The 24,687-nt window shown below is 39.4% G+C and carries 18 protein-coding genes; 11 read left to right on the top strand and 7 right to left on the bottom strand.

Going from position 1 to position 24,687, the window contains the following annotated elements:
* Window positions 1-167 precede the first annotated feature (167 nt).
* Together AC2D3N_RS08095 and AC2D3N_RS08090 are read left to right on the top strand one after the other, a co-directional pair.
* Window positions 168-2,330, top strand: a complete 2,163-nt coding sequence (locus AC2D3N_RS08095; RefSeq protein ID WP_484693310.1) for an adenylate/guanylate cyclase domain-containing protein — start codon at window positions 168-170, stop codon at window positions 2,328-2,330.
* A 51-nt stretch (window positions 2,331-2,381) separates the two neighbouring features.
* Window positions 2,382-3,506, top strand: coding sequence for a HetZ-related protein 2 (locus AC2D3N_RS08090; protein WP_484693309.1), 1,125 nt, complete (start codon window positions 2,382-2,384; stop codon window positions 3,504-3,506).
* Between the two features lie 73 nt (window positions 3,507-3,579).
* Here AC2D3N_RS08090 and AC2D3N_RS08085 read toward each other — a convergent pair whose 3' ends face one another.
* Complete coding sequence (locus AC2D3N_RS08085; protein WP_079676901.1) at window positions 3,580-4,143, bottom strand: Uma2 family endonuclease; 564 nt, start codon at window positions 4,141-4,143, stop codon at window positions 3,580-3,582.
* A gap of 120 nt (window positions 4,144-4,263) precedes the next feature.
* Here AC2D3N_RS08085 and sbcC point away from each other — a divergent pair, with 120 nt between their 5' ends.
* From sbcC to AC2D3N_RS08060, 5 genes are all read left to right on the top strand, one after another.
* On the top strand, window positions 4,264-7,374 hold the full coding sequence (gene sbcC / locus AC2D3N_RS08080; RefSeq protein ID WP_484693308.1) for an exonuclease subunit SbcC: 3,111 nt from the start codon (window positions 4,264-4,266) through the stop codon (window positions 7,372-7,374).
* Window positions 7,375-7,601: 227 nt separating this feature from the next.
* Entirely contained in the window at window positions 7,602-8,309 is a 708-nt protein-coding gene (locus AC2D3N_RS08075; RefSeq protein ID WP_484693307.1) for a Uma2 family endonuclease, read from the top strand.
* A 32-nt stretch (window positions 8,310-8,341) separates the two neighbouring features.
* A complete protein-coding gene (gene puuE / locus AC2D3N_RS08070) occupies window positions 8,342-9,268 on the top strand; it encodes an allantoinase PuuE (RefSeq protein ID WP_484693306.1) in 927 nt (308 codons plus the stop codon).
* A 27-nt stretch (window positions 9,269-9,295) separates the two neighbouring features.
* On the top strand, window positions 9,296-9,940 hold the full coding sequence (locus tag AC2D3N_RS08065) for a calcium-binding protein (RefSeq protein ID WP_079676905.1): 645 nt from the start codon (window positions 9,296-9,298) through the stop codon (window positions 9,938-9,940).
* A gap of 8 nt (window positions 9,941-9,948) precedes the next feature.
* Window positions 9,949-10,968: a hypothetical protein gene (locus AC2D3N_RS08060; RefSeq protein WP_484693305.1), complete on the top strand. Its 1,020-nt coding sequence runs from the start codon at window positions 9,949-9,951 to the stop codon at window positions 10,966-10,968.
* Between the two features lie 118 nt (window positions 10,969-11,086).
* Here the strand turns inward: AC2D3N_RS08060 and AC2D3N_RS08055 are convergent, their stop codons facing one another.
* A complete protein-coding gene (locus AC2D3N_RS08055; protein ID WP_079676907.1) occupies window positions 11,087-11,641 on the bottom strand; it encodes a phycobiliprotein lyase in 555 nt (184 codons plus the stop codon).
* Between the two features lie 109 nt (window positions 11,642-11,750).
* On the opposite strand from AC2D3N_RS08055, the gene AC2D3N_RS08050 reads away from it, so the two are divergent.
* Window positions 11,751-13,373 (top strand): MBL fold metallo-hydrolase, encoded by a 1,623-nt coding sequence (locus tag AC2D3N_RS08050; protein WP_234996590.1) that lies wholly within the window; start codon window positions 11,751-11,753, stop codon window positions 13,371-13,373.
* A gap of 45 nt (window positions 13,374-13,418) precedes the next feature.
* Window positions 13,419-13,949 carry a DUF1499 domain-containing protein gene (locus AC2D3N_RS08045; RefSeq protein ID WP_484693304.1) on the top strand — a complete coding sequence of 177 codons (531 nt, stop codon included), beginning with the start codon at window positions 13,419-13,421 and terminating at the stop codon, window positions 13,947-13,949.
* A gap of 166 nt (window positions 13,950-14,115) precedes the next feature.
* Here AC2D3N_RS08045 and psbD read toward each other — a convergent pair whose 3' ends face one another.
* The 4 genes from psbD to AC2D3N_RS08025 form a co-directional block, all read right to left on the bottom strand.
* Window positions 14,116-15,174: a photosystem II D2 protein (photosystem q(a) protein) gene (gene psbD / locus AC2D3N_RS08040; RefSeq protein WP_079676909.1), complete on the bottom strand. Its 1,059-nt coding sequence runs from the start codon at window positions 15,172-15,174 to the stop codon at window positions 14,116-14,118.
* Between the two features lie 347 nt (window positions 15,175-15,521).
* The gene (gene gatC, locus AC2D3N_RS08035; RefSeq protein WP_079676910.1) at window positions 15,522-15,815 is read right to left on the bottom strand and encodes an Asp-tRNA(Asn)/Glu-tRNA(Gln) amidotransferase subunit GatC; all 294 of its coding nucleotides are present in this window, start codon (window positions 15,813-15,815) and stop codon (window positions 15,522-15,524) included.
* 54 nt (window positions 15,816-15,869) lie between these two features.
* Window positions 15,870-16,391, bottom strand: a complete 522-nt coding sequence (locus tag AC2D3N_RS08030) for a photosystem I assembly protein Ycf3 (RefSeq protein ID WP_079676911.1) — start codon at window positions 16,389-16,391, stop codon at window positions 15,870-15,872.
* A 209-nt stretch (window positions 16,392-16,600) separates the two neighbouring features.
* Complete coding sequence (locus tag AC2D3N_RS08025) at window positions 16,601-17,425, bottom strand: SDR family NAD(P)-dependent oxidoreductase (RefSeq protein WP_079676912.1); 825 nt, start codon at window positions 17,423-17,425, stop codon at window positions 16,601-16,603.
* A 686-nt stretch (window positions 17,426-18,111) separates the two neighbouring features.
* Here AC2D3N_RS08025 and AC2D3N_RS08020 point away from each other — a divergent pair.
* Complete coding sequence (locus tag AC2D3N_RS08020; RefSeq protein WP_484693303.1) at window positions 18,112-20,772, top strand: tetratricopeptide repeat protein; 2,661 nt, start codon at window positions 18,112-18,114, stop codon at window positions 20,770-20,772.
* A gap of 30 nt (window positions 20,773-20,802) precedes the next feature.
* Window positions 20,803-23,655: a tetratricopeptide repeat protein gene (locus tag AC2D3N_RS08015; protein ID WP_484693302.1), complete on the top strand. Its 2,853-nt coding sequence runs from the start codon at window positions 20,803-20,805 to the stop codon at window positions 23,653-23,655.
* Here AC2D3N_RS08015 and AC2D3N_RS08010 read toward each other — a convergent pair.
* Window positions 23,642-24,676 (bottom strand): glycosyltransferase family 2 protein, encoded by a 1,035-nt coding sequence (locus tag AC2D3N_RS08010; protein ID WP_079676914.1) that lies wholly within the window; start codon window positions 24,674-24,676, stop codon window positions 23,642-23,644. The two genes, AC2D3N_RS08015 and AC2D3N_RS08010, sit on opposite strands and share 14 nt — an antisense overlap.
* Window positions 24,677-24,687 lie beyond the last annotated feature (11 nt).

Below are 24,687 nucleotides of genomic sequence, written 5' to 3'. Positions count from 1 at the left end.
TTCATAAACCGAATGGTAAAAATGACTCAATTTCTGACTGTTGCCCGTTGCCTATTCCCGATTACCTGTCACCCAATATTCAACGGGTTTTTGTTTTGATTGCATCTATTTATCAACCATTTTTTTTGACTCCAAACTTAGAAAAAATTATCATCAATTCAGGGACTATGAACCATTTATTTAAACAATTTTTAATAGCGCGAAAAATGGACTATTTGGTGATTAATCCAGAGTTAAAGATCCAGGATTTTTCTCAAGGGGTTATTCGGTTTGCTGAAGATTCAGAAGGTTTAAATCAAGGAGAAGATGTACACTTTTATTTTCCTGAATTGATTGGAACAGAGGATATTATTGATGCCATTATTCAGGGACACCAAGATTACTTTGAATTAAATGCCATGAGTCGGCAAATTGAAGAAACAACATCAATTTATTTTAATATTTACTTTCTAGGTGTTTCAATTCAAGGAGAACATATCCCCGAATTAATGTTACTGTTCGAGGATGTGACACAACGAATGGAACTAGAACAGGCTTTAGTTCAAGAAACCAATGAATCCCGTTTGCTGTTAAATGCCTATTCCCATTCCCAACAATATATTGATCGAATTATTACCTCAATGGAGGATATTTTAATTGTTACGAATCAGCAGGGGATTATTCAAAAGATAAATCTCGCCACTTTATCCCTATTAGAATATAGTCAATCGGATTTAATTAATCACTCCCTTTCTTCCTTTGTGGAAGATGATACCTTTTTGCAAGAATATTTAAAGGAATCTTCCCTGAAAAAACAGGACTTTTTATTTAAAAATTTGGAGTTAACCTGTCAGAAAAAACATGGCGGTAAAATTATCCTAGAATTTTCGATCTCGACCCTAACAACGGATACGGATGATTCCCTAGACTTTATTTATGTGGGTCGGGATATTACCGCCAGAAAACGCGCTCAACAACGGATGTTTACTCAGTATCAAATTTCTCGGATTCTGTCTGAAGCTCCGAATATTCATGAAGCTTTACTGCAAATTTTACAATCAACTTGTGAAAGTTGGGGATGGATATTGGGAGAGGTTTGGATGTTAGAAAATTTCTCGGAAGCACCCTTAGTTTTGGGAAACAAACTCTCTCAAACCCATGCTTTTAAAGTCAATTCTACTAACCCCAAACTGGAGTGTATTAAACTCTGGATTAACTCAGATTCTGATCCCTCGAAAATTCAGGGACTTTATCAAAAAATTAACCTAGATTCTAATATGAGTTTACCAGGTAAAATTTGGCAAAGTGGTTTTGCCCATTGGATCGAAGATGTGATGGTTAATGATCAATTTACTCAAAAAGATATTGCGGAAATATTGGGATTACACAGTGGTTTTGGGTTCCCAATTAAAGATGGCAAAGAAGTCTTAGGAGTCATAATTTTTTTGGGTTCAGAAATTTGTTTTCCCGATCCTGAATTGATGCAAACTATGACCACTATTGGTAGTCAACTCGGTCAATTTATTAAACGAAAATTGGCTGAAATTGCTCTCCAATATCAACAACAACAAACAGAACGTTTACTTTTAAATATTCTCCCAGAACCGATTGCAGAACGTCTAAAAAAAGAACAAAAAACCATAGCAGAACATTTTTCTGAAGTCACGGTTTTATTTGCCGATATTGTTGGATTTACGCAAATTTCATCTAGCTTAAGCCCGATTGCTTTAGTGAATTTACTCAATGAATTATTCTCAGCTTTTGATCGATTAACGGAAAAATATGGCTTAGAAAAAATTAAAACTATTGGTGATGCCTATATGGTGGTGGGAGGATTACCCTATCCCTGTTCCAATCATGCAATCGCGATCGCAGAAATGGCTTTAGATATGCAAAAAGCAATTCTTGAATTTAATGAAACTCATAATCAAGTGTTAAGTTTGCGAATTGGAATCCATAGTGGGCCCGTCGTCGCGGGAGTGATTGGGATTAAAAAATTCCTTTATGATTTGTGGGGAGATACGGTCAATATTGCCTCACGAATGGAATCCCATGGGTTAGCAGGACGGATTCAAATTAGTGAAGATACTTTCCATCTTTTACCCGATCAATATGTTATATTCAAACGAGGGATGATTTCAGTCAAAGGCAAAGGAGCGATGAATACCTATTTTTTATTAGGCCGAAAAGGAGAAAAAAGTCTCCCTATTATTGAGCAAATTATTCCCGAAAAAAATCAATGCAAAAATGCCGCAGCACAGCATTTAGTTGAAGTGATTCATAATAAACTTCAAGACAGCTATCCCCTCAAATTCGATGAACTTACCGATCGCTCACCGGATTTAGGATAAAATAGTTAAACCCTCAGCCATTAAAAACTTCCTGACCCCTTAAAACCTTAAATGACCCTAGCAGAATCTTGGACAAATCAGTGGCGTTTCCAACTGGAAAATGACTATCCTAACTCTAGTCAAGACCAACGAGAAAGTATCATTAATTGGTTACTGGGAGAACATTTTACCACCTTAGATTCCCTTCCTATTAACCAACAAGAACGAATCAAATTAGGGTTAAACTTTCGCTATCGAATTTTGCAACAGCGCTATTTAGATACGCCGCCGGAAAAAGCCTATCGAAATTTAATGCAGCGATTAGGAAGTTTAATGATTCTACGCCAAAAAGTTCGTCTTTGGGTGGCAACCAGTCGCGATCGCCAGCGGCAAGTGGTGGATGTTTTACAGGAAGTGGTACAGGAAATGTTGAACAGCGATCGCTATTTACAACAACAAATCCAATGGATTTCTCAGTGTACAAGCGATCGCAAATTAAGTAATGCTTTATTATTCACAACGGTAGAAGAATATTGTCTGCGTCCCATTCGGAATCAACCCCTATTAGTTTATCGATTTGTTAACTATTTACGTCGCTCTCAACGGGGAGGATTAACCCAAGTTCCCGCCGGAGAATGGATTAAACAATTATCCGATGAAATTCTATCAGACGAAACTGAAGACACCATTAGTTTATTAGACAATCAAGCGATCATTCAATACGAAGATGAACAATATTTTCAAACCCAACAAAACCAAAGGTTAAAAGTACAAACAGAATTTGAAGACTATTTAATTAAAAATGTAGATTCAACGGCGGCGGAATGGTTGCGACTTTATTTACAAGGATTATCTCAAGAAGCGATCGCTCAAAAGTTGAATTTACCCATTAAACAAATTTATCGACTGCGGGAAAAAGTTAGTTACCATGCAATTAAAAATTTTACCTTAAAACAGAATCCCGAATTAGTCACCAGTTGGTTAGGAACCTCTTTATCCGAACATCGTTTAGGATTAAATTCCGAACAATGGCAACAATTTTGGCAAGGTTTAAACGATAACCAACGTCAAATTATTGAAGGATTAAAAGCCGGAGAAAATTTAGAAACTATTGCTAAAATCCTCAACTTAAAAATTACCCAAATTCAGCAGGAATGGACTACAATCTATTTAATAGCTCAAGATCTTCGGAATTAATTCTGAACAATAAAACCTGATCTCATAATCAACAGCTTCACCTATTTTTTTCCCGTAGAGTGAGTGACCTACCCTAAAAAGAAATATCTTCATAAACAGCAGTCAGAGAACAAGAGAAACTAACACTGGTTAACTCGAGTTCTTGATTTCCTCGATAACTATAAAGTTCCCATCTCCCTTCTGCATTCCGTCGAAAACAATCAACACGCTGGCGGTTTTGACTAATTAATACATATTCTTGTAAGGTTTCTAATTCTTGATAATCAATAAATTTATCCCCTCTATCAAAAGCTTCGGTAGAGGATGAAAGCACTTCAATAATTAAGCAGGGATAGCATTTAAAATATTCAAAATTGGCATCGCGGGAGTCGCAAGTTACCATGATATCTGGATAGTAGAAAATATTTAAAGTCTCAATTTTGGCTTTCATATCTGCAACATAAACACGACAGCCAGTTCCGCGAATATGATTTCTCAGGAGGGTCAGTAAGTTAGCGGTAATGGTAACGTGAGCATCACTCGCCCCAGCCATTGCATAAATTTGTCCTTGGATATATTCATGTTTAATCGGGCTATTCTTTTCGACTTCTAAGTATTCTTCCGGTGAAAGATAGGGATGAGCTTTGTTAAACGTCATAAATTAATCATCCTAAAAATCTAATTCTAATTGTAGTCCAACTAACACAAATTGCGTTAATATAATATTGATCAATGCAACAACCTCCTAAAAATTCCCTATTTCCAGTTGTGAAAACCTATGATTCCGCAAAAACTGACCCTAAAAAATTTCCTCAGTTATCGAGAAGCCACCCTAGATTTTAGTGGATTACATACCGCCTGTATTTGCGGTTCTAACGGATCAGGAAAGTCATCTTTATTAGAAGCAATGGCTTGGGCAATTTGGGGGGAGAGTCGGGCAGAATCAAAGGATGATATTATCTATATGGGGGAATTAGAAACCCAGGTTGATTTTATATTTATTAGTCAGGGAAACTTATATCGGGTAATTCGTAACCGTCGCCGTGGTCAATCAGGAGCCTTAGAATTTCAAGTAGCAACCACCGTTTTACAAGAAATTGAAGATTTAGATCAAATTAAGTTTCGCACCCTCACAGAAAAGGGAATAACTGTCACTCAACAGAAAATTATAGACTACTTAAAACTAGATTATGATACCTTTACTAATTCCGCCTATTTGCGTCAGGGAAAAGCGGACGAATTCATGATCAAACGTCCCGCAGAACGGAAAGAAATTCTGGCGAATTTATTAAAACTAGATCAATATGATGGCTTATCGGATCAAGCTAAAGATTTAGCCAAAAGTTATAAATCCCAAGCCGAAATCCTAGAACAAACCTTAACCAATAATCAAGTCCAAATTGACCAAAAAAGTCAACTGGAACAGGAAATAATTCAACTCCAAAATACCATTGATCAGCTTCAGGAAAAACAAGCCCAAGACCGAGATCACTATCAACAACTACAAGCCCAACAACATCATCGTCAAGCTTGGGAAAAATTATTAACTGGACAACAACAACAGCATCAAACCTTTGCTCAAGATTATCGCAGATTACAACAGGAATTAACTACAACTCAACAGCAAAGTCAAAAATTAGAAGCAGTATTAAAACAAGAAACGGAAATTCAAACCGGATATACCCATTTTCAAACCCTACAAACTACAGAAGAAACCCTATCCGTTCAATTCAAAATCTATCAAGATTCCCAACAACAACGCCAACAGTTACAAGAACAACAACGCCAACATCTAAACAGCTTACAACAGCAAATTCAAGGACTCCAAGCCCGTTTAGAAGCCCTAACCCAACAGGAACAGGATTACTCCCAAATTTTAAGCCAAAAATCCGATATTGAAACGGGATTAGAACAGTTACAAACTGCTCGCAATCGTTTAACTCAGTTTGATCAATTACAATTAGAAGTTACCCCGATTTTACAACAGCGTCAACGGCTACAAACGGAATTAGATCGGGCTCAATCCCGTCAACAAGCTCGGTTAGAGGAATTAAAAACCTCCGTGGGAAAATTGCAACGGACTCTCAACCATCATCGCCCCCAATTAGAACAAAAATCCCAAACCATTGCGACTCAAATTGTTGAACTGGATAAGAAAAAAGTTTATCAACTCAGGGTCAGGGAAAAAGGACAAGAACGCCATGGTTTTATTGACCGTTTGAATACGGTTAAACGGGATTATGAAGAAAAATTAGGGGAACTGGATCAGAAAATTCAACTGTTATCAAAATCGGAAACGGAAGCACCCGAAACCGAAGAATTACCGTTATTACAATCGCAATTTCCCCCCTGTCCATTATGCGATCGCCCCCTAGACGAACATCACTGGAATTTAGTGATTTCTAAACAACAAAACCAACAACAGGAATTCAGAAATCAAATTTGGGTGATCCATGAACAGTTAGTCGTTGCTGATCGAGAACTTAAAATATTACAGGAGGAATATCGACAAATTCAAGAAGATTTATTACCCTACGAAGAATTGCGAGAACAACGGGGAAAAATTCAAGCTCAGTTAGAATCTTTAGATCAAGATGAACAACAATTACAACAATTAATATTAGAAGAAAAAGCCGTTCAAACCATTTTAGAGACAGGTGACTATGCAACGGATTTATATGCAGAATTACAGGATTTAGAACAGAAATTAAGCCAACTTAATTATAATGAACAAAGCCATGCGTTAGCTAGAAACGAGGAAAAACGCTGGCGTTGGGCGGAAATTAAATATAGTCAAATTCGAGATGCTCAGGATAAATTAACAAAAATTCAGACTCAAAAACCAGAATTAGAAACCCAAATTCAAACCTTAATCAAAACCTTAACTGAACAGAAAAATAATTCTGAAATCCAACAAGAAATTATTATCTTAGAACAAAAAATTAGCCAAATGGGTTATAAGGTAGAGGAACATAATCGCATCCGGGCGGAGTTACGTCAAGCTCAAATTTGGTTAACTCGAACCGAACAACTTAACCAAGCCAAACAACAATATCCCATCCTGCAACAACGCCTTCAAGAGTTAGAAACTATCACCCAAGAACGGGTTAAAAATTTACAAGCCATTCAAGGACAAATTGAACTCTTACAACAGCAATTAAAAGAAACTCCCGACCCGACAGAATCATTAAAACAATTAGAGCAATTAATTCAACAACAACAGCTAAAATTAGATAGTCATTTAGGTCAATTTGGTAGTTTACAACAACAACAAACTCAATTAGACAATTTAAATACACAACAAACGGAACTTAAAACCCAATTAGACACCGCCCGCCGTCAATATCGAGTTTATGATGAATTAGGAAAAGCCTTTGGTAAAAATGGGATTCAGGCCCTAATGATTGAGAATGTTTTACCCCAATTAGAAGCAGAAACCAATCAAATTTTATCTCGATTATCTGCTAATCAACTTCATGTTCAATTTGTTACCCAACGCACTAGCGGACGCGGGGGTAAATCCTCAAAAAATACCGCTAAAATGATTGAAACCTTAGAAATTTTAATAGCAGATGCGCGGGGAACTCGTTCCTATGAAACCTATTCCGGGGGGGAAGCCTTTAGAATTAATTTTGCCATTCGGTTGGCCCTAGCAAAACTATTAGCTCAACGGGCGGGAACTTCTCTACAAATGTTAATTATTGATGAGGGCTTTGGAACCCAAGATGCTGAAGGTTGCGATCGATTAATTGCGGCAATTAATGCGATCGCGTCTGATTTTGCTTGTATTCTCACCGTCACCCATATTCCTAGTTTAAAAGAAGCTTTTCAAGCTAGAATTGAAGTTCATAAAACTAGCCAAGGTTCGCAAATTTACCTCTCAATTTAAGATGTCCCAACGATAAATTAAACATTAGTTGTTGTTCGTTGTTGGGCTTTAGCCCCTCCAGAAAGCGCTAAAGCTCAACAACAAACTTACGATTATTAGGTCTGTTTAAATTGCATAGAGCAACTCATAAACCTAGTTTATTATCAAGTTATAAAATTACATTAGAAACTTGACAATCATCAAAATAATAATTAAAATATCAGTATATAGCTTATTTTTTAAGAACAATGGCAACCTCAATCGCCAGTTTCAAAATAACCTGGGAACCCCTTCCCGATGATTTTATTTTACCGGATGATCCTGTGGATAATATTAATCAACCTGCATTAGCCGCCGCCTTAACAGATAGTTTACAAAATGCGGGAAAACTCCCCCCTAATAGTTTAACTCCAACCAATTATGGAATTTGTGCAACGGTTAATGACAAAATAGTCATTAAAGCCCCAGACTGGGCATTTATTCCAGAAATTCGAGTTCCCAGAACCGATATTCAACGCAGTTATACCCCGCAATTACAAGGGGATATTCCGCTTTTAGTCATAGAATTTCTGTCTGATACCGAAGGCGGAGAATATTCGATTAAATCAACCTATCCTCCGGGGAAATGGTTTTTCTATCAAACGATTTTGCAAGTCAAGTATTATGTAATTTTTGAGCCACAGCAGGGCATTTTAGAAGTCTACGTTTTAAATGAAAAGGGAGAATATCAGTTACAAACTGCTAATGCTAATAGCCGTTATTTTATCCCCGAAATGAACTTATATTTAGGAGTTTGGCAAGGAACTCGAGAAAACAGAACCGGATATTGGTTGCGATGGTGGGATGAAAGCGAAAGCCTATTATTATGGGGATTTGAATTAGCAGAAATTGAACATCAACGGGCGGAAAGATTAGCTGCACAATTACGAGCAGCAGGTATTGAACCCGAAGTTTAATTAAACTGAATGGCTTGGAGAAAATTGATCGGATGTCTGAATATTATCCCCGAAATATGATCGGTTATGGTCGCCATACCCCCGATCCAAAATGGCCGAATCAAGCCCGAATTGCGGTACAATTTGTGATTAATTATGAAGAAGGCGGCGAGAATTGTGTTCTACATGGCGATCAATCTTCCGAAGCTTTTTTATCAGAAATTATTGGGGCTGAACCCTTTCATGGACTGCGCCATTTAAACATGGAATCGATTTATGAATATGGCAGCAGAGCGGGGTTTTGGCGGCTGTATCGGCTGTTTACCCAACGTCATATCCCCGTGACCGTTTATGGAATTGCCATGGCCTTAGAACGCAACCCAGAAGCCGTTGCAGCCATGTTAGAGGCGGACTGGGAAATTGCTAGTCATGGTTATCGCTGGATTGATTATAAATATTTTGATGAAGAAATGGAGCGGGAACATCTACAAAAAGCGATCGCCATTCATACCAAAGTTACCGGAAATTCTCCCCTGGGTTGGTATACCGGACGCACCAGTCCCCATACCCGCAAATTAGTCGTAGAAGCTGGAGGATTTTTGTATGATGCTGATAGTTATGCCGATGATTTACCCTATTGGATTTATGATTATGGAAAGCCCCATTTAGTGATTCCCTATACCCTTGATAATAATGATATGCGATTTGCTACCAATCAAGGGTTTAACTGTGGTGATCAATTTTTTACCTATTTAAAAGATGCCTTTGATTTGTTATATTTAGAGGGAGAAACCGCACCTAAAATGATGAGTATTGGGTTACATTGTCGTTTAGTAGGTAGACCCGGACGGGCGGCGGCATTGGCTCGATTTTTAGATTATATTCAAAATTATGACCGGGTTTGGATCTGTCGTCGGGTTGATATTGCTAATCATTGGTATGAGTATAATAGACCCATACCCGAAAACGACGGTCAATGATTAATCAATTTTAACTTAAAAAATATTATGACAGACACAACTGTTACTCTCGATAATAATACCTTTGTGTTTTTATTGGGAACCGATAACAATGATACCATATTAGGAGGGGTAGAAAATGACTTAATATTAGGACTTTCTGGGAATGATTTTTTATCGGGAAATTTAGGTAATGATTGGTTAAATGGAAATCTGGGTAATGATGCAGTTGTCGGAAATGAAGGCAATGATACCCTTTATGGAGGGCAAAATAATGATGTTTTAGATGGTCGAATTGGAGATGATTTACTATTTGGAAATTTAGATAGTGATGACCTAACCGGAGATGGGGGAAATGATACCTTATTTGGCGGTCAAGGAACAGATATTCTGCGAGGAAATGATGGGGATGACTGGTTATATGGAGATAAGGATAATGATACTTTAATTGGAGGGTCTGGACGCGATCGCTTTATCCTAGCGAATAATTCAGGAAGCGATACTATCAATGACTTTACCCAAAGTGAAGATATAATTAGTTTAACTGGAGGGTTAACCTTTGCCCAATTAACTTTAGTTTCTGATCTGAATAATACCCTAATTCGTGTTACCAGTAGTAACGAAATATTAGCCACATTAATTGACGTTTCTGCGAATAGCTTAAATAGCAACGATTTTAATATCCTATCTTAAATTTAACCATGTCTCAACAGATATACCCCCTTAATATTAATATTCATCCCCAACTGGAAAAATCCCTAGGCTATCATTCTAACAATCGATGGGTAGCTTGGTATTGGGAATCTGATATTGAACAAGCATTCTTTACCGATGGTCAAAATTTAGGAACAACTTCGGCTTTATCTTGGCAAATTTTATTACAACATCCCAATATTAGTTCCAGTTTACAACAGTATTTCCCTGATCCGAATCAGCAATATGGGTTACTTTTAGATCGAAAAAACCGTAACCTTTATATCGCAGAGGGAAAACTGATTCAAAATTTATTAGAACAACCCGATAGTCTGAATTTACTTGCTTGTTTAGAGAATCAGAATCAGTCGTTTTCTAATATTAAATATCAATGGAATCAAATCACCCATAATCCTTTACTGTTAAATCTATTAAAATGGGTTCCCTTAACTGTTGGTGTTATTTTTGTCACTATATTAGGCTTAAAAACCGTATCTTCCCTAATTCCCAAAGTAGAACAGCAATTAAAAGTAACTCCTGCTTCTCAACCAATTGTAGCTGGAAATCAAACCTGTGGAGTCGGAGGATCTGATGATTTTAACCATTATGTGATTAAAACATCCCAGTCAAAAGAACTACATTTAATTGGAGTCTATGAAGCCGATCCTAATCATAGTGGAAATCAACGTTCTCCGGGTACAATTTCCGTTAACATTAACCGTCAGAATCAACCCATAATATTAGCTTTATCATCCTATGAACCCGTCACCTGGAAACTGGATATTAAGCCCGGGGTTATAATTGAAAAAATAATTTTAAATGGATATTATGATCAAAATATTATCGGGGTTTCGGGAATTCCAATTGAGGAGTATAGTCAAGAAGGAACCCGTCAAACTTTAGGAAATTTTCCCTATCAATGGAATAGTGTTTCTTCCACTCTGATTAATCAACTTCAACAAAAAACAGGACTTGAAATTACCGCCTTTCAAGGTTGTTATCGGGGCACAGATTTCAAAATAGATTAAATATGGAATAGGAATCAGTCAATAAATCAACTCTTACACTGATAACTGGTAGGGGCGGGTTCTGTGATATCTTTGTTAATTACCTAAATCTCGATGAACCCGCCCCTACAACTAAAAATCATTGTTTTTGTTCAACTCCAAAACCCACTAATAATACGGTTTCTAAGGGGTGATCATCTATCGGTCGTTGATAATTAATAATCCGACGAATTCTTAACTTTGGATTAATTAAAGTAATCGAATCGACCGAAACAACACTGGTGTAGGTCGTTTTCATTAACAATTCCCGGGTTTCCGTATGGTAGCGAAAATGAGAGACCATCGGTTTCGCTTCCTCATAGGCTTTATCCCGCAGATAATCTCCTTCAATAATCGGAAAATCTAATTTTTTAGGGACAAAAAGAATATTTAATTCCTGGGAAACCTCATCCCCTTTTTCTGAAACCGTTTGAAACGCCAGTCGATATCCGGGGAGAGTCTGTAATTCTAAATTTGTTGATAAACGGTGATTATCTTCTAAGACTTTGGCTTTAGCCCCATTGTCTAGGGGATGAATCACAAATTCGGTATGCGATCGCTCAACTTCCCGATAACTTAGATAATGATAGGTACGTTCTGTGATCCATTGACCCACACAATGATCGAAAAACTCCTGGAATTGTCCAATCGACATAATGAATATCACTCCTCTAAATCATCTTTGCAACAGTTTTTAACATTTTTTAGCAAAAATCCCTAGTGATTCTAAGATCTAAACTAAATTATCCTGTTGATGAACTCCTGTGATTGACCCGGAATGTTTAGCCTATAGCGTCGGCCATGCAGGGGAAGGTGTCTGTCTGTTGGTGCGGATAGGATCTCATCGCATTCTATTAGATTGTGGTATTCAGGACATTTCACCCCTATTAGCATCCTCAGATCAACCCCTGGCCGACTTGGTTCTCTGTTCCCATGCCCATGCGGATCATGCTCAAGGTTTACTCGCCTTTCATCAGGCATTTCCAGAAATTCCCATCTATGGGAGTCAGGTTACAACCCAACTGTTAGTCCTCAACTGGCCAGACTGGGAACCCGATCCCCATATCCCCCTATGTCACCCCTTACCCTGGGATTCTCCCGTTGAAATCCAGCCAGGACTCAGTGTTACCTTGTTTCCGGCGGGTCATTTACCCGGGGCGGCGGTAATTTTAATCAATTATGTAACACCCGAACGCAACTATAAACTAATTTACACCGGAGATTTTTTTCTCTCCAATTCTCGCCTAGTCGAAGGCTTACCCCTGGGGGAGTTGCGCGGACTCAAACCCGACGTTTTAATCCTAGAAGGCAGTTATGGAACGGCGCGCCATCCCCATCGTCGTCAACTGGAAAACCAACTAGCAGAACGCTTATATCGGGCAATAGAAGCCCAATATTGCCTCCTCCTGCCGACACCAACTTTGGGGTTAGGACAAGAATTGTTGATGTTGCTTCGCAGTCACCATTATTTTACCGGGCGAGATCTCGATATTTGGGTTGACGGCAGTGTCGCCACCGGATGTGATATTTACCTACAACTCCTGCCCCATTTCCCCGCCAGCGTTCAGAATTTTGCCCAACATCAGCCCCTATTTTGGGATGACCGGATTCGCCCCAGAGTCCGACGACTCACCCCGGAACACCGCTCCCAACTCGGTCAAACGCCCTGTATTGTTCTCACCGATGAATCTGCCGATTGGAATTCCTATTGGGCCGATTCCATCCTGCCTTGGATGTTATTTTTACCCCAAAAACCCGGCCAAACCCTCGATATTATTCTGACTCCCGAATCGGAAGAAACGGGCTTTAGTCCCTGTATTCCCAAGGTTGAAACCTATTTCATCTCGGAACATTGTGACGGCCCTGGGACAACCCAACTGATTCATAACCTGCGACCCCAACATATTATTTTTGTTCACGGATCTCCCACCTATTTAGGGGATTTGACCAATTTAGAAGAACTCAGAAACCGCTATCAACTCCATACCCCCAACCCCGGAACCCTTGTCGAGTTACCCATTGGAGAAACCTTCATCCAGCCGCCCCTGGCTGAAATTGAGTATGAGGGGGAGATTGCCGAGTTTGAAACTCAAATTCACATTACCCTTCCCCCAGGGTTAACCACCGATCCGCGCTGGTTAGGTTTTGCCGATACGGGGTTAGTAGAAGCCCGATGGCAAGGGGAAGAATTAGTATTGCGGGGGATTTCCCAACGGGAGTTCCTGAGTCAAGGCAGCGATCGCCCCATTCCCCGAGATCTCGATTGTTGTGGAAATTGCCAATACTATCGGGGACAACGCTGTTGGAATCAATCCTCGGCTCTTTATAGCTTCAAAGTAACTTCCGATGGTTACTGCCCAATGTTTGAATCCATCGAAAGGATTTAATCGGTTAAATTAAGTTTAAAATAGATGAAGTTCTTAATATTTCCCATGAAAAAATCAGTCTTGTCTATCGGTCAAATTTCCGGTTTTTCTATATTGTTAACGGCGATTATATTTGTTAGCAGTCTATTAGGATTAGTGCCTTCAGCTTTGGCTAATACTACTTCTGTGTCTCCAATCATAGCTAGTATATTTTCTTTTTCTGGAAATCGACCCACAAACCTCGGCATTAAACAAGAAAAATTTGCCCCCTGTCCCACTTCTCCCAATTGTGTTTCCAGTCAAAGCCTAGATGCCCAACATCAAATTGAACCGTTTACCTATCAAGATACTGCTAAAAAAGCCTTTGAAAAGCTTAAAACAATTCTTGAAAATACTGAAAATGCCAAAGTTATTACGGCTGAAACAAATTATATTTACGCCGAATTTACTTCAGATTTGATGGGATTTGTGGATGATGTGGAATTTTATTTAGACGAAAAAGAGGATTTAATTCAAGTGCGTTCTGCCTCTCGTTTAGGGGAATCAGATTTAGGAGTAAATCGGAAACGAATTGAAGATATCCGAGCCAAATTTTAATTGTAGTAAGCCCTTCAGGGCTTTCTTAAACCCAATTGTAGTAAGCCCTTCAGGGCTTTCTTAAACCATTAATCCTCAAAAAAACAAAATCCCCTACAAAAATTGTAGGAGATTTTAAAATTAATCAGATGTTTTTAAGAATGTCCTGAATAATTAGACTCTCTAATTACAGAGCATTACCGCGAGGTAGCACTTCTTCAGGGAAAATAAAGTTTTCGTGGGGTTGATCCGCAGGAGCCATCCAAGCCCGCAGACCTTCATTTAACAGAATGTTCTTGGTATAGAACGTTTCAAATTCAGGATCTTCCGCCGCCCGTAATTCCTGGGAGACGAAATCATAAGCCCGTAGGTTCAGTGCTAAACCCACAATCCCGATGGAACTCATCCACAAGCCCGTGACGGGCACAAACAACATGAAGAAGTGTAACCAGCGTTTGTTGGAAAAAGCAATCCCGAAAATTTGTGACCAGAAGCGGTTGGCGGTCACCATCGAATAGGTTTCTTCCGCTTGAGTTGGTTCAAAAGCCCGGAACGTATTGGCTTTGTCTCCATCTTCAAACAGAGTATTTTCCACCGTCGCTCCGTGAATAGCGCACAACAGCGCACCACCCAAGATTCCCGCCACTCCCATCATGTGGAAGGGGTTCAGCGTCCAGTTATGGAAGCCTTGCAGGAACAGAATAAACCGGAAGATTCCAGCTACCCCAAAGCTAGGGCCAAAGAACCAACTAGACTGACCCAAGGGGTACATCAGAAATACACTGACGAACACCGCAATCGGCCCAGTAAAGGCAATGGCGTTATAGGGACGAATACCGACTAAACGGGCAATTTCCAACTGACGCAGACAAAAGCCGATCAGGGCAAAAGCACCGTGGAGCGCGATAAAAGCCCATAAACCGCCCAGTTGACACCAGCGAGTGAAATCCCACTGAGCTTCCGGCCCCCAGAGGAACAGCAGGGAATGTCCCAAGCTGTTGGCGGGGCTACTGACGGCGGCGGTGATGAAATTGCAGCCTTCTAAATAAGAGCTTGCTAAACCGTGGGTGTACCAGGAAGTCACAAAGGTTGTTCCAGTTAACCAGCCACCGAGAGCTAGATAAGCACAGGGGAACAGCAGAACTCCTGACCAACCCACGAAGACGAAGCGATCGCGTTTGAGCCAGTCGTCGAGGATGTCAAAGGTGCCTCTCTCAACCTGCGGTCTTTCGACTGCAATAGTCATGGACAAAAATCTCCGAATATATAATTACAAGTCGTAAAGGGATTAGGACTCATGTTAAGCATCTCTCATCTGCTATAGCAGAATCTGAGAAATTTTATGAGTACCGTTAATGTTTCTTTACGTCTGTTGACATTATAGAGGTAAATCTTCAGTTGATCAACTCCCCAGCCACCAGAATTCAAAAAAAATCCCACAACAACCCAAAACCCTGTTTCTGACCGACAAAAACAGGGTTAAATCTCCGATCCCATCAGGAGGGCTGTTATTTTTGATATAGCAGGGAACAGGGAATGGGGAATGGGGAATAGGTGGAAAAAGACTTCAATTCAGGCAGTTTGGGCGGTTGGTCAGTCCTCGGCGATAATTTTGGGGACTTTGAAATAGTCTCCTTCCTGTTCCGGGGCGTTCGCCAGAATATCATCTCGTTGGGGATAGGATTCTAACTGATCAGGTCGAGTAATATTACTCAACTCAATAGCCCGGGTCATGGGAGCTACCTGGGATGTATCGAGTTCGTTTAATTGCTCAAAATAATCTAAAATTTCACCCAGTTGAGTCGTAAATTGTTCTTCTTCCTGGGGTGTTAGCTCCAGTCGAGCCAAAAAAGCAACTTTAGAGACTTGTTCACGATCAATAGTCATGTTAAATCGAGCTTAAGATAGGTTAGCAAACCGGTGATTGATTGAAAAGTTTAGTTAAAAATAGATATCGATTTTGCTTCTTCCGGTAACTTTCAGCCAATTTTGGGCTTCAATATAGTTATTCGGGGCTAAACGAATTGCCCTAATCCAATATTCCGCCGCTTGCTTAAATTCTTCTTCTGCGGTGTCTTCGTCTCCCGCTTCCTTGGCTTTTTCCCCCTGATAATGGTAAATCACCGCAATATTATTCAAAGCCTGGGGCATTCGGGGATTTAACTCGATCGCTTGTTGATAATATTCCAACGCTTCTTCATGTTCTCCATTGCTGGCATGAATTAAGCCCATATTATAAAGGACAAAACTCCGATCATAGGGATCTTCCTCTAAGGTTAAGGCTTCCTGGTAGTTTTCTAAGGCTTCTGCATATTCTCCGTCCGCCTGGGCTGACATTCCATCCCGATAATAGGCAAATGCTTCCTTAGCTTTTTTATTGGTAGGCAGCACCTTCAGAATCATATCTGCCATAACCGTAAAGGTTTTATCAATAAAGTTATCGTTACGTTGTGATCTGGGCATAAAATTTTAATCTCCAAAGTTTAAGGCGGGAAACTCCATAATTTTAGGGAAGTTCCAGCAACAGCCTATCGCCTAATCTTACCTTAATCAGTTATCGGTCATCAGTTATCAATGTCTGTACCATTAATTAAATGTAGAGACGCGCCATGGCACGTCTCTACGGGGAATCCGTTAACGGTCAAAGGTTAAGGGTCAACCGTTAACCCAAACTAATGCAATGTTGCGTTAGCTTTGTGGAAAACAGGATAGGATTTGCGGATTTTGTGGGTCACTGGAGAGGCTAATACCATAATCTTCTCCATCAACCAGGGGGCAAAACGGTTGCACCAAACGGCTAAATGGCTTTGCCATCCGACCAAGATTTCCGAGGCATCTTTATCGATCCCAGCCACTAACACCTTAGCGACTTGTTCGGGGGTCATGGGGACGACCCAACGGAATAATTGCAAGTCCCGGGTCATATCCGTGTCCGTTAAGGTGGGTAATAGAGCCATAACCCGAATATTGTAGGGGGCTAATTCTTGGCGCAGCGCCTCTGTAAACCCCAAAATCGCGAATTTAGTCGCCGAATAGGTGGACATCGTAGGGGCGGCAATTTTGCCCATCAAACTCGATACATTAATAATGGTTCCCGATTGGCGGGTGGCCATGCGTCGAGCGATAACGTGAGTAATGGTATACAACCCGATTAAATTCAAGGAGATTTCCTCCTGAACATCTGGGAGTTTGGATTCTAAAAACGGCTTTTGGTGGGCAACACCTGCACAATTAATCAGAATTTCAATTGGCCCGTGAGAACGCCAAGCCTGGGCGATCGCAATATGAACTTGAACCGATTGGGTTAAGTCCAGGGCTAAGGTAATCACCTCTACGCCCATCGGCTCTATTTCTGTGGCTAATTCTGCCAGTCGTTGGCGATCGCGTGCCACTAGAATCAGACGTTTAACTCCATTTTTGGCAAATTCTAAGGCAATTGCCCTGCCAATTCCACGAGAAGCCCCAGTAATTAGGGCTGTTTTTCCTTGAATGTTCATTGCAAAAACCTCCTGTTGAGGAGGAATTCGGTGCGACGGGGCGGGCTTCTCCCACCCGTTTGAGTCGGGATTTTTTCATCCCAAGCGACCCTGACATCCTTTTAGGCGCACCGATATTCCTCTATGCAGCGTGTAAAAAATCTGGGAATGCTAAAAATTTGGTGTCATGATTGTAGAGATTACTAATGGGTCATGATTAGACAACAGACCAGGCTATCTTTTTTCCTTAATTCCTGGTTAACAGAGCAACATTGATTTCAAGCATGGCTCAACTGTCTCCTCAATACGAGCGTTCATGGAAAGACCCTCTATGCACAATCTAGCAAGTCGATCAACAAGTTGCAACATTTTTTAATAAATTTGTCGTAATATTTCTTAACAATAGGGAATAGGGAATAGGCAATAGGCAATAGTTTGCTCCCCTACTCCTCCTACTCCCCCTACCTCCCCTGCTCCTCCTACTCCCCCTGCTCCCCCTGCTCCCCCTACTCCCCCTACCTCCCCTGCTCCTCCTACTCCCCCTGCTCCCCCTGCTCCCCCTGCCTCCCCTGCTCCCCCTGCTCCCCCTGCTCCCCCTGCCTCCCCTGCTCCCCCTGCTCCCTGTTCCCTATTCCCTCAGAAATTGATAAACTATTTCCATCAATTCAACGTCTATATTAAAAGCTGTCCTATTTTTGCGGTTGATCATGCCATTGTCCGACACTCCAGAAAAAACTGTCCTTGATTTACATGAAGATGCAAACCGCCATATTGCTGAACAGCAGTTTGATGAAGCAGTTGCTGTGTGTCAACAGGCGTTAAAATTGCAACCGCGCTTTCTCCCAGCCTACAGTACCCTGGGGTTAGCGAAACAATTGCAGGGGAAACTCGATGAAGCCAAATTTTGGTATACAAAAGCCCTAGATCTGAAACCCGATTGGGCGGAAGTTCATGCTAATTTAGGAACAGTTTATGTTCAACAACAACAATGGCGGGAGGCCCTACAATCCTATGAAACCGCCCTACATTTTAAACCGAATCAAGCTAGAATTTATCAGAGTTTATACACAGTTTTAATTAATCTGAATCAACCGGAAGAAGCCACAAATGCCTGGTATCAAGCCTTAATTTTAGAACCCCAGTCTGTTGTCCCTCAAGAGTATATGGACTTTGGGAAAACCTTAATTGAAAAAGGCAAATTAGAGTCAGCAATTGAATTGTATAGAAAGGGGGTAGAAGTTTACCCGAGTTTGCCCCAATCTTATTATTGGTTAGGGGAAGCATTAAGTCGGAAACAACATTGGGAAGAAGCGATCGCAGCCTATAATCAAGCGATTATTCTGAATCCCCAAAGCCATCTATCTTATCAAAGTTTAGCCGATGCTTTAGTGCAACAAAAAAATTACGAACAAGCGATCGCCAATTATCAAAAAGCTATTGAACTGTGCCCAGATTTTTCTTGGACATATCATCAACTGGGAAATGCTTTATCTGAACAGGAACAATGGCCAGAAGCCACCGTTGCTTATTATCAAGGAATCGCTCTAAATCCCAAGTTTTTTGGTTCCTATTATAAGTTAGGAGAAATTTGTTCTAAGACCGGAAAACCCGCAGAAGCGATTAATTGGTATCGTCAAGCCCTGGAGATTAATCCCGATAGTTTTTGGTTACATTTTACCTTGGGAAATGCTCTCTGTGAAACCCAGGAATTTGACCAGGCTTTAATAGAATATTATCAAGCAATTGAATTTGAACCGAATACGGATTGGTTATATCCCCCCCTGGGAAAAGTATTGATTGCTCAACAACAGTGGGCTCAAGCTATTAAAGTTTATTTTAAAGCAGTTGAACTGAATTCTAATAATCTTTGGCTCTTAGATCAATTAGCAGAAACCTTAATTGAACAGCAGGAAGTTGAGACCGCAATTGCTGTTTATCAGGAACGTCTTAAAAGTGACCCTAAAGCTGATTTTTTACATTATAAGTTAGGCAATTTATATAAGTCTCAAGGTCAATGGGAATCAGCGATCGCATCCTATCAAACTGCTATTAATGTCAATCCTAAAATTGCTGAATATTATGCTGGATTAGGAGAAATTTGGTTAAAAAAACAAGAACTAGATCTGGCAATGTCCTACTTAATGGACGCTTTAAAAATGAAGCCAGATTTAATTTCTGCTTATGAAAATATTGCTGAAATTCTACAACGGCAAGGAAAAACAGAAGCAGCCATAAAATGTTATAATTATAAGGATTTGCCCCCGTCACTGGTAGAACAATATTGTTTTGTTAATCCTGATCAATTGATCACATCCGATTTTAGTTCTAATGTCACCTATATTCCAGTTTATCCGGGTAGTGAAATTTTCCTTAATCCTTCTAAAACCGTAGCTCAATTTCATCCGGGTTTTATCTTTAGTCAAGCGACAACTAGGAATGCGTTTATTGTCAAATTGGATCAAGGGAGAGTCTGGGGAGATTCGGCGACCAGTGCGGTGATCACAGCCCATAATGAATTGCTCACTGATATTTCAACCGGATCTGCTGAATTAGTTTTATCCTCCCGTAAATTACCTCCAATTCATCATATTAATGGAACCGTTGCATTTTTGTCGGTACGCTGGGGGGCGGCATTTTTTCATTGGATGTATGATGTTTTACCTGGAATTCACTTGATGCAAAAAAGTGGTATAAATTTGGAGAGTATTGATTATTTTGTGTTTAATAATTATCACTTTTCCTATCAAAAACAAACCTTGGAGATTTTGGGAATCCCTGAACATAAAATTATTCAAAGTGTTGATAAACCTTATATTCAAGCGAAAAAACTGATTGTTCCTGCTCCTAATTTGTTCCAAAATGATGCAACAACTCCTGAATGGATTTGTAACTTTTTAAGACAGCAATTCCTGCCGGAAACAGCAAAAAATAAAACTGCAAATCGTCGCATTTATATTAATCGGGAAAATGCAATTTCTCGGAATGTGGTTAATCAAGATGAGTTGATGCAACGCTTAGAATCCCTTAACTTTGAGAGTGTTGTTTTAGAATCCTTAACTATTTCTGAACAAGCTGAATTAATGGCGAGTGCATCGGTGATTTTAGCCCCCCATGGTGCAGGATTATCCAATATTGTTTTCTGTCAACCTGGAACCAAAATTATCGAATTATTTGCTCCTACCTATGTGCCCCCTTGCTATCGAATTATTAGTAATATTTGTGGGCTGGAACATTACTATTTAATTGGGGAACTGGTAGAGGATACAACAGATGAAGATCTGATCCATTCGGGATTGTTTAATATGGAAATTAATATTGATAACTTAATGAGTTTACTGGAATTAGCAGAAATTACAAAACCTGCTTAATATTTTGGGCATTCTATCGGAACAAAAATCATGCCACAATCTGAAACGCCAGAAAATTCTGTGATTTTTTTATATCAACAGGCATCTCGCTATATTTCTCAACAGCAGTTTGATGAAGCAGTTGCTGTGTGTCAACAGGCGTTAAAATTGCAACCGCGCTTTCTCCCTGCCTACAGTACCCTGGGATTAGCGAAACAATTGCAGGGGAAACTCGATGAAGCCAAATTTTGGTATACAAAAGCCCTAGATCTGAAACCCGATTGGGCGGAAGTTCATGCTAATTTAGGAACAGTTTATGTTCAACAACAACAATGGCGGGAGGCCCTACAATCCTATGAAACCGCCCTACATTTTAAACCGAATCAAGCCAGAATTTATCAGAGTTTATACACAGTTTTCACTAATCTGAATCAACCGGAAGAAGCCACAAATGCCTGGTATCAAGCCTTAATTTTAGAACCCCAGTCTGTTGTCCCTCAAGAGTATATGGACTTTGGGAAAACCTTAATTGAAAAAGGCAAATTAGAGCCAGCAATTGAATTGTATAGAAAGGGGGTAGAAGTTTACCCGAGTTTGCCCCAATCTTATTATTGGTTAGGGGAAGCATTAAGTCGGAAACAACATTGGGAAGAAGCGATCGCAGCCTATAATCAAGCGATTATTCTGAATCCCCAAAGCCATCTATCTTATCAAAGTTTAGCCGATGCTTTAGTGCAACAAAAAAATTACGAACAAGCGATCGCCAATTATCAAAAAGCTATTGAACTGTGCCCAGATTTTTCTTGGACATATCATCAACTGGGAAATGCTTTATCTGAACAGGAAAAATGGCCAGAAGCCACCGTTGCTTATTATCAAGGAATCGCTCTAAATCCCAAGTTTTTTGGTTCCTATTATAAGTTAGGAGAAATTTGTTCTAAGACCGGAAAACCCGCAGAAGCGATTAATTGGTATCGTCAAGCCCTGGAGATTAATCCCGATAGTTTTTGGTTACATTTTACCTTGGGAAATGCTTTATGTGAAACCCTGGAGTTTGATGAAGCTTTAGTTGCCTATTATCAAGCCATTAAACTTGAACCGAATACGGATTGGTTATATCCTCCATTGGGAAAAGTTTTAACCGATCAAAAACAATGGAATCAAGCAATTAAAGTTTATTGTAAAGCAGTTGAACTGAATTCTAACCATCTTTGGTTATTAGGGAAATTAGCAGAAACCTTAATTGAACAGCAAGAAATTGAAACTGCTATTTCTGTTTATCAGGAATATCTAAAAGTTGATCCCAAAGCGGATATTATACATTATAATCTAGGCAATTTATATAAATCTCAAGGTCAATGGGAATCAGCGATCACATCCTATCAAACTGCAATTAATATTAATCCTAATCATCTTTGGTTACTAGAGGAATTAATCAAAACCTTACTGGAACAGCAGCAAACTAAAATTGCAATTTTAGTTTGCCATAAATTCCTAGAAATCGCACCCAAAGCCGATATTTTGCATTATAATTTAGCTCATATTTATCACAATTTAGATCAATTAGATAATGCTTTATTATTCTATCAAAATGCTATCAATCTAAATTCCAAGGAAGCTAAATATTATGCTGAATTAGGAGAGGTTTTCTTAAAAAAACAAGACTTAGAGCAAGCAATGTTTAACCTGATGGAATCTTTGAAAATCAAGTCGGATTTATTTCAATCCTATGACAACATTGCTAAAATTTTACAACAACAAGGAAAAACTGAAGAAGCATTATCTTGTTATAATTATCGAGTTTTGCCCCGGTCAATTGTAGAACAATATTGTTTTGTTAATGCTGATCAATTAATCACATCAGATTCAAGTCATAATGTTACTTATATTCCGGTTTATCCAGGTAGCCAAATTTCTTTAAAACATTCCCAAACCCTTGCTGAAGATCATTTATCGATGAGCTTTAATCAAATAGAGAATCGAAATGCGTTTGTAGTTACCTTAGACAATGGCAGGGTTTGGGGAAGTGCAGTTGTAACTGCAATTATGACGGCACAAAACGAGCTATTAACTGATATTTCTACAGGATGTGCTGAATTAGTTTTATCCTCCAATAAATTACCCCCTGTTCATAAAATTGACGGAACAGTTGCCTTTTTATCAACTCAATGTGCAGAGGGTTTTTACCATTGGATGTATGAGCTATTACCCGGGATTCATTTAATTCAAAAAAGTGGTATTTCTTTAGATAGTATTGATTATTTTGTTGTCAATAGTTGTAATTTGTCTTTCCAAAAGCAAACCCTAAAAATACTGGGGATTCCTGAATTAAAAATTATTGAGAGTCGTTTTCACCCTCATATTCAAGCTAAAAAAATTATTGTTCCTGCACCTAATATTGATCATGTAGCATCTCCTTGGATTTGCCAATTTTTAAAGCAACAGTTAGTTGCTCAAGAGGTTTATAAAATTCCAGCCCATCGTCGGCTTTATATCAGTCGAGGACAAGCAACCCATCGCCATATTCTGAATGAAGATCAGTTATTGCAAAGTTTAGAACCCTTGAACTTTGAGAAGGTTGTACTAGAAACTTTAACAATTGCTGAACAAGCTGAATTAATGGCGAGTGCATCGGTGGTTTTAGCACCCCATGGTGCAGGATTATCACATCTGGTTTTCTGTCAACCTGGAACTAAGGTTATTGAGTTATTTACACCAAATTATATTATTCCTTGTTATCGAATTATTAGCGATATTTGTGATTTAGACTATTACTATTTAGTTGGGGAGATAATCGAGGATGAAATAGAAAATCAGGCTATGGATTTAATCAAGTTGAATATGCGAATTAATATCAATAATTTACTGAGTTTACTGGAATTGGCAGAAATTACAGTAAATTAATTCCCGCTTCTAAAGGTTGAGAACGTTTTTCTATAGTTTGTTCTAAAACCCAAGCGGTTAAATTTTGCCATTCGGGTAAATTACAAAGTTGATTCACCTCTAAAGACTGTCCTAAACTATTAGAATAATGCACAAAACTTTCTGTCCAATTTATTAGGGTTTCTACCAACAAAAATGGCGTATATTGCCAGGATTTTTGCAAATATTCTGCCATTTCAACGGGAAAACCTGTATAATATAAATACCAGGAACTCCAGACCAAGGTACTGTAACGTACCCAATTTTCGATTAACCGAATTTCTAAGGGAATATTGGGAAAATTAAAGAATTTATCCAAAACATAATTAATTGATTTAGCTTGGGAAATTCCATCCCGCATGGTATTTCGGTCATGTTGACGATAACAAACTGTTGATTGACGTAACCAAGCGGATTCACACCCGAATAATGCCATTCTTAAGATTAAATCGACATCTTCCGCGTGGGCTAACCCGGGTTCAAACCCATTTATTTTTAATAACCATTCTCGACGAAACATTAAGGTTCCCATGGTTCCCAAGGGTTTCCAACGTAACCAATTTTCTAAGTTTAATTCGGGAACATAGTCCCAGGGTGTCGCATCCATGAGAAGTTCTCCGGTATCGGTGACGCGACGCCATCCACTTTGAACCAGTCCTAGGTGGGGTTGGGCTTGAAAAACCGCAAGTTGGGCTGCTAATTTATCGGGAAGAAAGATATCATCCGCATCCAGAAACACAATGAACTCTCCCCGCGCCAAATTTAACCCATGATTTCGGGCGACAGAAACCCCTTGATTTTCTTGATAAACATAGCGAATATAGTCAGAATATGGTTGTAAGACTTGACGGGTATTGTCTTGGGAACCATCATCAATAATAATAATTTCGTCAGCATCATAGGTTTGATTAAGAATACTTTCGACGGCTTGCCCAACATAGCGATCGCAGTTGTATGCTGGAATGATTACACTAATTTGGGGAGTTGCTAAAGTATGGGACATAGATGGAATCG

The sequence above is a fragment of the Planktothrix sp. PLAVEN19ND genome (assembly GCF_057220675.1).
The sequence above is the reverse complement of the archived record's forward strand: the minus strand, read 5'-3'. Positions and strand labels throughout refer to the sequence as shown.